Here is a 12,104-nt window from a genome sequence, read left to right on the forward strand (position 1 = left end):
TTAAAGTGATTCGCTGTAGCACTATCCTGGTTTGAGATGGCGCTGCGACAGATACATTTGGAAAGAGTGCTTATGACTGAAACGACGTCGAGCGNAAAAAACGCCGCCAGTGCAGCCTATGGAGCCGACTCGATCAAGGTCCTGAAAGGCCTTGATGCGGTGCGCAAACGTCCCGGCATGTATATCGGTGATACCGACGACGGTTCCGGTCTGCACCACATGGTCTACGAAGTCGTAGATAACGCCATCGATGAAGCGCTGGCCGGTCACGCCGATCTTGTAACAGTCACGCTGAACGCCGATGGTTCGGTTTCCGTCACCGATAACGGTCGCGGCATTCCAACCGATATCCATACCGGGGAAGGCGTCTCGGCCGCCGAAGTCATCATGACGCAGCTGCATGCGGGCGGAAAGTTCGACCAGAATTCCTATAAGGTTTCGGGCGGCCTGCATGGCGTGGGTGTTTCCGTTGTCAACGCGCTGTCGGTCTGGCTGAAGCTGCGTATTCGCCGCAACGGAAAAATCCACGAGATTTCCTTCACGCACGGCGTGGCCGATGGCCCGCTGAAGATCGTTGGCGAATATGAGGGCCGCTCTGGCACGGAAGTCACCTTCCTTGCCAGCACCGACACCTTCACCATGACCGAGTATACCTACGCGACGCTGGAACACCGGTTGCGCGAGTTGGCCTTCCTGAATTCGGGCGTGCGCATTCTTTTGACCGACAAGCGTCACTCCGACATCAAGCAGGAAGAGATGTTATATGATGGCGGTCTTGCAGCCTTCGTGCGTTATCTCGATCGGGCCAAAAAGCCGCTGGTGGACAAGCCGGTTTACATCATCGGCGAAAAAGACGGCATCACCGTTGAAGTCGCGATGTGGTGGAACGACACCTATCATGNAAACATGCTGTGCTTCACCAACAACATTCCCCAGCGAGATGGCGGAACGCATATGGCTGGTTTCCGTGGCGCGCTGACGCGCCAGGTTACCTCCTATGCAGATAGTTCTGGTATCACCAAGCGTGAAAAAGTGTCACTGCAGGGTGAAGATTGCCGTGAAGGTCTGACCGCCGTTCTCTCGGTCAAGGTCCCCGATCCGAAGTTCTCGTCGCAGACAAAAGACAAGCTGGTGTCTTCAGAAGTGCGTCCGGTCGTTGAAAACCTCGTCAATGAGGCGCTCAGCACCTGGTTTGAAGAACACCCGACCGAAGCCAAGATCCTTGTCGGCAAGGTCGTTGAAGCCGCAATTGCGCGTGAAGCCGCTCGCAAGGCCCGTGAACTGACCCGTCGCAAGGGCGCGCTCGACATCTCATCCTTACCCGGCAAGCTTGCCGATTGCTCGGAGCGCGATCCGGCCAAATCCGAAGTCTTCCTCGTCGAGGGTGATTCNGCTGGTGGGTCTGCAAAGCAGGGTCGCTCGCGTGAAACACAGGCTATTTTGCCGCTGCGCGGTAAAATCCTGAACGTGGAACGCGCTCGGTTCGACAAGATGCTGTCGAGCCAGGNAATTGGTACGCTGATTACGGCTTTGGGCACATCCATCGGTAAGGATGAGTTCAATGCGGACAAGCTGCGTTACCACAAGATCATCATCATGACCGATGCTGACGTGGATGGCGCCCATATTCGCACGCTGCTGCTGACGTTCTTCTTCCGCCAGATGCCGGAACTGATCGAGCGTGGTCATATCTATATCGCCCAGCCACCACTCTATAAGGTCACGCGCGGCAAGTCCGTCCAGTACCTGAAAGACGAGAAGGCGCTCGAAGAATATCTGATTACAATGGGTATTGACGAAGCGTCGCTCACGGTCGGCTCCGGCGAAGTCCGTGTCGGCGATGATTTGCGCGAGGTTATTCTCGACGCGGTGCGCATGCGCACGCTGATTGACAATTTGCACTCACGCTACAGCCGCTCTATTGTCGAGCAGGCCGCCATCGCCGGTGCGCTCAACCCGGAACTGTCCGCAGATGCCAGCAAGGCTGAAGCCACGGTTGCTGAAGTTGCGCGTCGTTTGGATATGATTGCCGAAGAGACAGAACGGGGCTGGACAGGCGAAGTTTTGAACGATGGTGGCTTGCGCTTCTGGCGCATGGTGCGCGGCGTGAAGGAAGTTTCTACGCTGGATATGGGCCTGATGGGATCGGCAGATGCTCGACACATCGATCAGCTGGCCACTCGCATGGGTGACGTCTACAAGACACCGCCGGTGCTGAAGCGCAAGGACGGAGCGCTGACGATTTCCGGACCACGCTCGCTTCTCGACGCGATCTTCGCGTCCGGTCGCAAGGGCCTTTCGATGCAGCGGTACAAGGGGCTGGGCGAAATGAATGCCGAGCAGCTATGGGAAACCACGCTCGATGCCAATGTGCGTTCGCTGCTTCAGGTGAGAGTCCCGGATGCGACGGATGCAGATAGTCTCTTCGCCCGCCTTATGGGTGATGAAGTCGAGCCTCGGCGCGACTTCATTCAGGNAAATGCCCTGAACGTAGCCAATCTCGACATCTAATTTTAAACGGTGGATTGTTGCNAAAAAACGATTCACGTGAAACGTCTTGTTAAAGAAAGGCCCTGTGGAACACTCCATCGGGCCTTCTCGCATGATGGCGAGCCGCCGTCGCTCTTCAATCGGCTTTGCCGGTGAAACTTCCTTCGAATGCTACGTCAGAGAGTGGCAGTCTTTCACTGGGANTTTCTCGTGCAGCCAAATCGTCGGGCAGGGTGCTTTTGTCAGCGATGGTGCCAATGGCAACTGCTGCTTCCACGACATAGCCTTCAGGCACGTTCAGCGTTTCAACGATCTTGTCATTGAAAATACCGGCCATGGCATGGGCGTGGTAACCGAGATAATGCGCCTGCAAGGCGAGAGCGAACCACGCCGCACCAGCATCGAAGGAATGGGTCGTCGCGGGNTTTTTCTCACCGTCGCGTGAAACATTATAATTCCGTGAAATGACGAAAAGCAGGACGGATGCGTCCTTCGCCCAACGCTGGTTTCCCTCCATCAAAAGACTGATGAATGTGTCCCAATGCGGGCTGCCCTTATGGGTATAAACGAAACGCCACGGCTGCTGATTGGATGCCGACGGCGCCCAATGTGCTGCATCGAGAATTGTCAGCAAATGTTCTTTGGGCATCGCTGCATCAACGAAAGCGCGTGGCGACCATCGGTCCAGAAAGATGGGATCCACCGGGTATTCTGACTGACGTGAATTGCTGTAGGTCATATCATCTCCTCGACAATTTTCGGCGTCACAATAACACCTCGTGAAGCCATGGAATGGTGTAGCCTTCATTGGAGGACGCGCAAAGCAGAATGCGCGAGATCAACGAGGGTCCGCANTTTTGATGGTCTAAGCGTGACAAGGATAAATAGTTCGTTCATATATGCATGATCATAGCTATAGGGAGAGAGTTCCATGAAACTGATGCGCGTTGGCCAACCTGGCCAGGAAAAGCCAGCCATCCTTGATGCAGATGGTAAAATCCGAGATCTGTCGGCGCATGTGAGGGACATTGGCGGTGAGGCAATCTCTCCGGACGGTTTGNAAACCATTGAAAACCTCGATCTTTCTTCACTTCCTGTATTGTCCGAAGACCGTATCGGCGCCTGCGTTTCCGGCACTGGCAAGTTTATCTGCATCGGGCTCAACTTCTCCGACCATGCCGCCGAAACCGGTGCCAAGGTGCCGCCAGAACCGGTGATCTTTATGAAGGCCACCTCCGCCATCGTCGGTCCTGACGACAATGTCGTCATTNCCCGCGGTTCGGAAAAGACAGACTGGGAAGTCGAACTGGGAGTCGTGATAGGCAAAACGGCAAAATATGTGTCTGAGGCTGACGCGCTTGATTATGTTGCCGGCTATTGCGTGTCCCATGATGTGTCGGAACGTGCTTTTCAAACTGAGCGTCAAGGGCAGTGGACCAAAGGTAAATCCTGTGACACCTTCGGCCCTATTGGACCTTGGCTCGTTACCAAGGACGAAGTTGCCGACCCGCAAAACCTCGGCATGTGGCTGAAGGTCAATGGCGAGACGATGCAGAATGGCTCCAGCAAGACCATGGTCTATGGCGTTGCCCACGTCGTGTCCTACCTCAGCCAGTTCATGTCCCTGCATCCCGGCGACATCATTTCCACCGGCACCCCGCCAGGCGTCGGCCTTGGGATGAAGCCTCCGCGCTTTCTCAAAGCCGGTGATGTGGTCGAACTCGGAATTGACGGGCTTGGAACGCAGAAGCAGACATTCATCGCTGATATCTAATTGAAGATCGTGGAAATAGTGCATGGGCAGGCTTCGGCTTGCCCTTTCGCATTGAGCCACGAAGGATAGGAGGACTTCGCATTAGTCTCAAAATCGGTTGANTTTGTGCAAGTGCGAAAAGATGCTACTCTCCTTAAAAGACTGAGATGACGATGGGAGGCGTTTATCTATGTTCTATCAATTTTATGAAATGAACCATGCCGCGATGGCGCCGCTGCGCGCCAGTGCCGACCTCATGCGTCGAGCCTATAGCAATCCGCTCAATCCCATGTCGAATACGGCTTTTGGTCGCAGTCTGGATGCAGGCTTCGAAGTTTTCGAGCGGTTGACCCGACGTTACGGTAAACCGGAATTCGGACTTTTCTCCACGCTGGTCGATGACGAGCCTGTGGCCGTTAACGAGGAGATCGTCTGGTCGAAGCCGTTTTGTAATCTGGTACGTTTCAACCGTAATGTTGCTGTTGATCGCAAGGCCGACCCAAAAATTTTGCTCGTCGCCCCGATGTCTGGACACTATGCCACGCTTCTTCGGGGAACAGTTGAAGCATTGCTATCCTCTGCCGAGATCTACATCACCGACTGGATGGATGCGCGAACAGTGCCGCTAACCGACGGCGGGCTCGATCTGGATGACTACATTTCCTATGTCATCGAGATGCTGCATCACATCGGTGAAGGCGTGCATGTCGTGGCCGTTTGCCAGCCATCGGTGCCGGTACTGGCGGCCGTTGCCATCATGGAGGCCGATGGGGATACCTTCTCACCGGCTTCGATGACACTGATGGGTGGGCCTATCGATACCCGCATCAATCCAACCGCAGTCAATGAAATGGCCAAAGGCAAGCCCATCGAGTGGTTTCGCGACAATGTGGTGATGCAGGTGCCGTGGCCGCAGCCAGGCTTCGGCCGCGCCGTCTATCCCGGCTTTCTGCAGCTGTCTGGCTTTATGTCCATGAACCTCGATCGGCACATGACGGCGCACAAGGATTTCTACCTCAACCTCGTCAAGAATGACGGAGAGCCGGCAGAGAAACACCGCGATTTCTATGATGAATATCTGGCAGTGATGGATTTGACCGCGGAATTCTATCTCCAGACTGTTGAAACCGTTTTCATCGAACATGCTCTCCCCAAGGGTACAATGCTGCACAGGGGCAGGACGGTGGAACCATCTGCTATCCGAAACGTCGCGCTATTCACCGTGGAAGGCGAGAACGACGACATTTCCGGCGCCGGCCAGACGAAGGCTGCTCATGACATTTGCTTGAACATTCCCAATGAGAAGCGGGAACACTACGTGCAGCCGGATGTCGGCCACTATGGCGTTTTCAACGGCTCACGCTTCCGCAGCGATATCGCACCCCGTATGCTGGATTTCATGCGTAAACATCAAAAGGCCGTGTGAGGTGAAGCTGATAGCTTTTCGCATCGCGAATCGCTATGAAAGGACATGTTTTCGCTTCTCCGAAAGACCTTGAAATCGTCTGCGCTGTCCCGGTCTGCGCCATCGCAGCGCATGGTGGATGTTGACGGTCGTAGCTTGCCGATTACCATCAGGGAAAATCAACGTGCAACCCGCATCACCTTGCGGATCGAGCCCGGCGGCAAGGCGTTGAAAATGACCATTCCCTACGGTCTTCACCACCGAGACGTGGACGATTTTCTTGATCGCCATAATGGTTGGCTCAAAAGCAGACTGTCGAAANTTTCCGATGATGCTGGGCTGGTGGATGGCGGCAGCATCTTCATTCGTGGCGTTCTGCATCGCATTGAACATACCGGCACATTGCGTGGTGTCACTCATCTGGCCACTGGCGAGGCTGGAGAAGCGGTGCTGCGTGTCAGCGGGCTGCCAGAAAATCTAAGAAAGCGGATTGCAACGTTTTTGAAGAGGGAAGCGCGCGCCGATCTGGAACGTCTCGTTGCCGTTCATGCCAACAGCATCGGTAAGCCGATCCGTTCGATTTCCATAAAGGATACCCGTAGCCGTTGGGGGTCCTGCTCGCATGAAGGCAATCTCAGCTTTTCCTGGCGCATCGTCATGGCGCCGGAAAGCGTGATCGATTATCTGGCCGCCCATGAAGTAGCGCATCTTCGCGAGATGAACCATGGACCAAAATTCTGGGCTTTGTGCGAGACGCTGTGCCCGGATATGGAAACGTCGNAAACATGGTTGAAACGGAATGGATCGCAACTTCACGCAATCGATTTCGACTAAAACCATTCTAAACATTTTGGATTCACGTGAAACATTTGCTCTGNTTTAACGACTGTTTCGATTTGGCTCGACTCGACGGTCATTTCGTGGCACCTCCCAAGCTATGAGACCGGATATCAAGATTTGCGGATTGACGTCGGCGGATGCAATCGAACGGGCCGTTCGGCGCGGTGCGAGCCATATCGGCTTCATCNTTTTCGAGNAAAGCCCGCGCAACATCGAACCCGACATTGCCGGTAAACTTGCAGATGCCGTGCGCGGCAGCGTCAAGATCGTCGCCGTCACCGTCGATGCCGGCAATGATGAGCTGGACGAGATCATCGATCTGTTGAAACCCGATGTGCTTCAGCTTCATGGCAGCGAAAGCCCCGAGCGGGTGCTGAACGTTAAAGCCGTCTATGGATTGCCTGTCATTAAAGCGTTTTCCATTCGCGATGACGATGATCTTGCCAGAATTGATCCCTATATTGGGATTGCCGATAAATTTCTGTTCGATGCCAAGCCGCCAAAGGGTTCCGATCTGCCCGGCGGCAATGGCGTCTCTTTCGACTGGACGTTGTTGCGGTCTCTTGACGAAAGTGTGGATTACATGCTTTCGGGAGGCCTGAACAAGGACAACATCGCTGCAGCCTTGGCGGAAACCGGGGCGANGGGAATAGATGCATCTTCCGGTGTCGAGAGATCACCGGGTATCAAGGATCTGGCCATGATCGACGCATTTTTCGATGCGGTCCGCTCAGCAGGATCAAAGGGAGTTTGAGAGTGAACGAAACGCTGAAACCCAACTCGTTCCGCGCCGGTCCCGACGAGGACGGCCGTTTTGGTATTTACGGAGGCCGCTTCGTTGCCGAAACCCTGATGCCATTGATTCTTGAGTTGCAGGAGCAGTGGAACAAGGCAAAGACTGACCCCGAGTTTCAGGCCGAGCTTGCCCATCTCAACACCCACTACACCGGTCGTCCAAGCCCGCTTTATTTTGCCGAGCGGCTGACACAGGAGCTTGGTGGCGCGAAGATTTACTTCAAGCGCGATGAGCTGAACCACACCGGGTCGCACAAGATCAACAACTGCCTTGGCCAAATCCTGCTTGCCAAGCGCATGGGCAAGACCCGCATCATCGCGGAAACCGGTGCTGGCCAACACGGCGTTGCATCTGCAACGGTCGCGGCCCGTTTCGGAATTCCCTGCGTCGTCTATATGGGCGCAACCGATGTGGAGCGTCAGGCCCCTAACGTATTCCGAATGAAGCTTCTGGGTGCCGAAGTAAAGCCGGTGACGGCTGGCCACGGCACGTTGAAGGACGCCATGAATGAAGCGTTGCGTGACTGGGTCACCAATGTCGATGACACCTATTACATGATTGGTACTGCGGCTGGTCCGCACCCATACCCTGAAATGGTCCGCGACTTCCAGTCAATCATCGGGCACGAGGTGCGTGAGCAGATGATGGCAGCGGAAGGTCGCCTTCCGGATATGCTGATAGCAGCCGTCGGCGGCGGCTCGAATGCCATCGGTCTGTTCCACCCGTTCCTTGATGATGCCAGCGTCAAAATCGTTGGCGTCGAAGCCGGCGGTAAAGGTCTTGAGGGTGAGGAGCATTGCGCGTCGTTGACGGCGGGATCGCCCGGCGTACTTCACGGCAACCGCACTTATCTGTTGCAGGACAGCGATGGCCAGATCAAGGAAGGTCACTCGATTTCTGCTGGTCTCGATTATCCCGGCATCGGACCAGAACATTCCTGGCTGAAAGATGCGGGCCGTGTTGAATACGTGCCCATTAAGGACAATGAGGCGCTGGATGCCTTCCAGTTGCTGACGCGAACCGAGGGCATTATTCCGGCGCTGGAACCAGCCCATGCGCTGGCGGAAGTCATCAAGCGTGCGCCGAAAATGGATAAAGACCAGATCATCGTCATGAACCTGTGCGGCCGTGGCGATAAGGACATCTTTACCGTGGCGAAACTTCTGGAAATGGGTGCGTAATCATGACTGCACGTATGGACAAGCGCTTTGCCGATCTGCGCGCTGAAAATCGCCCCGCACTGATCACCTATTTCATGGGTGGCGACCCGGATTTCGAAACGTCGCTCGGTATTATGAAATCCCTCCCGGAAGCCGGTGCCGATGTCATCGAACTCGGCATGCCGTTTTCCGATCCGATGGCGGATGGCCCGGCCATTCAGCTCGCTGCACAGCGTGCGCTGAAAGGCGGGCAGACGCTGAAAACGACGCTCGATCTGGCGCGGGAATTTCGCAAGCAGGATAATGCGACACCGATCGTTCTGATGGGCTATTACAATCCGATCTATATCTATGGTGTCGAAACGTTTCTGGACGACGCGTTGGCGGCTGGCATAGACGGCCTGATCGTGGTCGACCTGCCGCCGGAAATGGACGACGAGCTGTGCGTGCCGGCTCTGAGCCGCGACATTAATTTCATTCGCCTTGCGACGCCAACGACCGATGAGAAGCGATTGCCTGTTGTTCTCAAAAACACCTCGGGCTTTGTCTACTATGTATCGACAAACGGGATTACCGGTTCTGCACTACCGGAACCGGCCCTGATTTCTGGCGCAGTCGGGCGGATCAAGTCGCACACGAATCTTCCGGTCTGCGTCGGCTTCGGGGTCAAAACGGCCGATCATGCCCGCGCGATCGGTGCAGTTGCCGACGGCGTCGTGGTCGGCTCTGTCATCGTCAACCAGATTGCCGCCAGCCTGACCAAGGATGGCAAAGCCACGAATGACACTGTTCCCTTCGTCACAACACTGGTAAAGGGACTTTCAACGGGTGTGCGCGCATCGCGCCTTGCCGCTGCCGAATAAGTCTTCGGTTCAGCGCAGATAGTCAGGAGTATTAGACGTGAACTGGATCACCAATTACGTACGGCCTCGGATCAACTCCATGCTTGGCCGCCGCGAGACGCCGGAAAATCTTTGGATCAAATGCCCAGAGACAGGCGAGATGGTCTTCCATAAGGACCTCGAAGAAAACAAGTGGGTCATTCCGGCCTCCGGTTTTCACATGAAGATGCCAGCGAAAGCGCGTCTTGAAGACCTGTTCGATGGCGGTGTTTACGAAGCGCTACCGCAGCCGAAGGTCGCTCAGGACCCTTTGAAGTTTCGCGATTCCAAAAAATATTCTGATCGTCTGCGCGACAGCCGTGTGAAGACCGAACAGGAGGACACGATTCTTTCCGGTGTCGGCAAGCTCAAGGGCTTGAAGATCGTGGCCATTGTGCACGAGTTCCAGTTCATGGGCGGCTCGCTGGGTATCGCTGCCGGTGAAGCTATCGTGAAAGCGTTTGAGCGCGCTATCTCCGAGCGTTGCCCCGTCGTGATGTTCCCCGCTTCCGGTGGTGCACGTATGCAGGAAGGAATTTTGTCGTTGATGCAGCTGCCGCGCACCACGGTTGCCGTCAACATGCTCAAAGAAGCGGGCATGCCCTATATTGTTGTCCTGACCAACCCGACAACGGGTGGTGTCACTGCATCTTACGCCATGCTGGGTGATGTGCATATTGCCGAGCCCGGTGCTGAAATCTGCTTTGCTGGCAAACGCGTCATCGAACAGACGATCCGCGAAAAGCTGCCTGAGGGTTTCCAGACATCGGAGTATCTGCTGGATCACGGAATGGTCGACATGGTCGTGGATCGGCGCGAAATTCCCGACACGCTGGCTAGCCTGTTCAAGATCATGACCAAGACACCAGCCGATAGGTCGACGGAAATCCTGCCGCTGGCGGCTTCCGCCTGACGTCTATAGAGACTGGGCTCCGGAGGGGCCGATGACGGATATGACGACGCCTGCGCAAAGCGAGGCAGAACGGATCATCGAAAAGCTTTTGGGCCTTCATCCCAAAGGCTTCGATCTGTCACTCGACAGGATCACCATTCTCCTCGAAAAGCTTGGCAATCCGCACAAAAGATTGCCACCCATCATNCATGTTGCTGGCACCAACGGCAAAGGCTCGGTTACAGCCTTCAGCCGCGCGCTTCTGGAGGCCGCAGGTCTGAGCGTGCACGTCCACACCTCTCCCCATCTCGTCAATTGGTATGAGCGCTACCGACTCGGCATTCGCGGCGAAAAGGGCCGCTATGTCGAAGATGAGGTTCTGGCCGATGCGCTGGAACGTGTTGCTTCTGCCAATGGCGGCCAGATGATCACCGTCTTCGAAATCCTGACAGCCGTTACCTTCGTTCTGTTTGCGGAACATCCAGCCGATGCTGCTATCATCGAGGTTGGCCTTGGCGGCCGTTTCGACGCCACCAACGTCATCACCAACCCGGCGGTTTCGATCATCATGCCGATCTCGCTCGATCATCAGGCCTATCTGGGCGACAGCGTCGAGCTGATTGCTGCCGAAAAGGCCGGGATCATGAAATCGGGATCGCCCGTCGTCATCGGTCATCAGGAATATGACGCAGCGCTCGATGTGCTGGTCGATACCGCAGAACGTTTGAAGTGTCCGACCGCAGTCTACGGGCAGGATTATTCCTCCCATGAAGAGTTTGGGCGCATGGTCTATCAGGATGAGTTTAGCCTGGTAGATGCACCACTGCCGCGCCTTCCTGGCCGCCATCAACTCGCCAACGCTGCCGCCGCCATCCGCGCCGTCAAGGCGGCTGGCTTCGAAGTGACGAACAAGATGATCGAAACGGCGATGGCCTCAGTCGAATGGCCGGGCCGCCTTCAACGGATCAAGACTGGCCATATTGTTGATCTCGCACCTGCCGGTTCGGAAATCTGGATCGATGGCGGCCATAATCCTGGTGCTGGCGAAGTGATTGCCGAAGCTATGGCAGGCTTTGAAGAAAAGCAGTCGCGTCCGCTGTTTCTCGTTTCGGGCATGATCAATACCAAGGATCAGGTCGGTTATTTCAAGGCCTTCGCCGATATCGCTCAATATGNTTTTACGGTGCCTATCCACGGCACGGATGCAGCAATCGATCCAGTGGTGCTGGCGCACGCAGTGTTCGATGCCGGGTTGGTCGCCGCGCCGACATCCTCGATTGAGGAAGCGCTGGAAGAGCTGAAAAAGCGCATTGTACCCGGAAAACCAGCGCCGCGGATTTTGATTGGTGGCTCGTTGTATCTGGCAGGCAATGCGCTGGCATTAAACGGCACGGTTCCGACGTAAAAGCCCGCGGACATCGGCTTTGAGAATTGAGCCGCCAGATCCCCATCGTCATCCTCGGGTCAAGCCTGAGATGACGTCGAGGGTGGGGATAATCCAACNAAAAAGCCCGGCGATAACCGGGCTTCTCTGATTTCAGGTCAACGCTCAATCAAGCAGCACTGGAAATCCATGCTGAAAGAGCGGTCTTTGGCGCTGCTCCAACCTTGATGTCCGCCACTTCACCGCCCTTGAACATGGCGAGCGTGGGGATGGAGCGAACGCCGAACTGCGCTGCAAGCTCCGGATTTTCATCAATGTTCAGCTTCACGACCTTGACCTTGCCAGCGAGCTCGGTGGCGATTTCTTCAAGGCTGGGGGCAATCATCTTGCACGGACCACACCATTCAGCCCAGAAATCGACAACGACGGGCTCTACGGAATCCAGAACTTCGGCCTGGAAGTTTGACGTATCGACTTTCACGGTAGCCATGGTTGGCTCTCCT

Annotated in this window: 11 protein-coding genes; 9 read left to right on the forward strand and 2 right to left on the reverse strand. The window is 55.5% G+C overall.

All coding sequences use genetic code 11. The annotated features are described in order from the left end of the window. The first annotated feature begins 72 nt into the window (after positions 1-72). Positions 73-2,511: a DNA gyrase subunit B gene (locus CUC55_RS11895; RefSeq protein WP_103087959.1), complete on the forward strand. Its 2,439-nt coding sequence runs from the start codon at positions 73-75 to the stop codon at positions 2,509-2,511. Positions 2,512-2,626: 115 nt separating this feature from the next. On the opposite strand, the gene CUC55_RS11900 is transcribed toward CUC55_RS11895, so the two are convergent. Further along, positions 2,627-3,229 carry a nitroreductase family protein gene (locus CUC55_RS11900; protein ID WP_103087960.1) on the reverse strand — a complete coding sequence of 201 codons (603 nt, stop codon included), beginning with the start codon at positions 3,227-3,229 and terminating at the stop codon, positions 2,627-2,629. A gap of 192 nt (positions 3,230-3,421) precedes the next feature. On the opposite strand from CUC55_RS11900, the gene CUC55_RS11905 reads away from it, so the two are divergent. The 8 genes from CUC55_RS11905 (at position 3,422) to CUC55_RS11940 (ending at position 11,622) form a co-directional block, all read left to right on the forward strand. Beyond that, entirely contained in the window at positions 3,422-4,264 is an 843-nt protein-coding gene (locus tag CUC55_RS11905) for a fumarylacetoacetate hydrolase family protein (RefSeq protein WP_103087961.1), read from the forward strand. A 169-nt stretch (positions 4,265-4,433) separates the two neighbouring features. Further along, positions 4,434-5,669 carry a polyhydroxyalkanoate depolymerase gene (locus tag CUC55_RS11910; RefSeq protein ID WP_067646121.1) on the forward strand — a complete coding sequence of 412 codons (1,236 nt, stop codon included), beginning with the start codon at positions 4,434-4,436 and terminating at the stop codon, positions 5,667-5,669. 45 nt (positions 5,670-5,714) lie between these two features. Beyond that, complete coding sequence (locus CUC55_RS11915; protein WP_103087962.1) at positions 5,715-6,482, forward strand: M48 family metallopeptidase; 768 nt, start codon at positions 5,715-5,717, stop codon at positions 6,480-6,482. 103 nt (positions 6,483-6,585) lie between these two features. Then, positions 6,586-7,242, forward strand: a complete 657-nt coding sequence (locus CUC55_RS11920; RefSeq protein WP_103087963.1) for a phosphoribosylanthranilate isomerase — start codon at positions 6,586-6,588, stop codon at positions 7,240-7,242. 2 nt (positions 7,243-7,244) lie between these two features. After that, the gene (trpB, locus tag CUC55_RS11925; protein ID WP_067646127.1) at positions 7,245-8,465 is read left to right on the forward strand and encodes a tryptophan synthase subunit beta; all 1,221 of its coding nucleotides are present in this window, start codon (positions 7,245-7,247) and stop codon (positions 8,463-8,465) included. Between the two features lie 2 nt (positions 8,466-8,467). Continuing rightward, positions 8,468-9,307: a tryptophan synthase subunit alpha gene (gene trpA, locus CUC55_RS11930; RefSeq protein ID WP_067646129.1), complete on the forward strand. Its 840-nt coding sequence runs from the start codon at positions 8,468-8,470 to the stop codon at positions 9,305-9,307. 37 nt (positions 9,308-9,344) lie between these two features. Further along, positions 9,345-10,238 carry an acetyl-CoA carboxylase, carboxyltransferase subunit beta gene (gene accD, locus CUC55_RS11935; protein WP_067646131.1) on the forward strand — a complete coding sequence of 298 codons (894 nt, stop codon included), beginning with the start codon at positions 9,345-9,347 and terminating at the stop codon, positions 10,236-10,238. Positions 10,239-10,278: 40 nt separating this feature from the next. Next, positions 10,279-11,622 carry a bifunctional folylpolyglutamate synthase/dihydrofolate synthase gene (locus tag CUC55_RS11940; protein ID WP_103088013.1) on the forward strand — a complete coding sequence of 448 codons (1,344 nt, stop codon included), beginning with the start codon at positions 10,279-10,281 and terminating at the stop codon, positions 11,620-11,622. Between the two features lie 148 nt (positions 11,623-11,770). On the opposite strand, the gene trxA is transcribed toward CUC55_RS11940, so the two are convergent. Continuing rightward, positions 11,771-12,091, reverse strand: a complete 321-nt coding sequence (gene trxA / locus CUC55_RS11945) for a thioredoxin (RefSeq protein ID WP_067646133.1) — start codon at positions 12,089-12,091, stop codon at positions 11,771-11,773. Positions 12,092-12,104: the final 13 nt, after the last annotated feature.

The sequence above is a fragment of the Agrobacterium bohemicum genome, assembly GCF_002896715.1.
Lineage (GTDB): Bacteria > Pseudomonadota > Alphaproteobacteria > Rhizobiales > Rhizobiaceae > Agrobacterium > Agrobacterium bohemicum.

Bases quoted from the DNA above. Each gene is read 5' to 3' on its own strand.
- CUC55_RS11910 (WP_067646121.1), top strand. From the start codon at position 4,434: ATGTTCTATCAATTTTATGAAATGAACCATGCCGCGATGGCGCCGCTG.
- trpA (WP_067646129.1), top strand. From the start codon at position 8,468: ATGACTGCACGTATGGACAAGCGCTTTGCCGATCTGCGCGCTGAAAAT.
- trxA (WP_067646133.1), bottom strand. From the start codon at position 12,091: ATGGCTACCGTGAAAGTCGATACGTCAAACTTCCAGGCCGAAGTTCTG.